The organism is Pseudaestuariivita atlantica, assembly GCF_001205715.1.
Classification (GTDB): Bacteria; Pseudomonadota; Alphaproteobacteria; order Rhodobacterales; family Rhodobacteraceae; genus Pseudaestuariivita; species Pseudaestuariivita atlantica.
Window position 1 is genome coordinate 1 of the sequence record NZ_AQQZ01000056.1, and the last position, 417, is coordinate 417.

At 59.2% G+C, this 417-nt stretch carries 1 protein-coding gene; it reads left to right on the plus strand.

Annotation, left to right across the window (positions count from 1 at the left end):
- A partial coding sequence (locus ATO11_RS21075; protein ID WP_479725083.1) for a transposase family protein occupies nt 1-417 on the plus strand: 417 nt, incomplete at both ends.

The following is a 417-nucleotide window of genomic DNA, read 5'->3' on the forward strand; positions in this document are numbered from 1 at the left end:
GGATGCAAGAAGATGGCCTTTGGCTATCTCGCAAACAGCGCCGCCAGTTTCATCAACCGCGCCTGCGCCGGGAATGCTTCGGTGAACTCATCCAGATCGACGGGTCTGACCACCGCTGGTTCGAGGACCGCGCCGCACCTTGCACGCTGCTGGTGTTCATTGATGACGCCACCAGCACCTTGATGGAGCTGCGGTTCGTGAAGTCGGAAAGCACCTTCAGCTATTTTGAGGCCCTGGAGGGCTATCTGCTGAACCACGGCCGCCCAGTCGCGTTCTATTCCGACAAGCACACGGTGTTTCGCGTGGCCAAGGAGGACGCCAAAGGCGGTGCGCGGATCACGCAGTTTGGTCGTGCTTTAAGCGAGCTGAACGTCGAGATTTTGTGTGCCAATTCGAGCCAGGCCAAAGGCCGTGTCG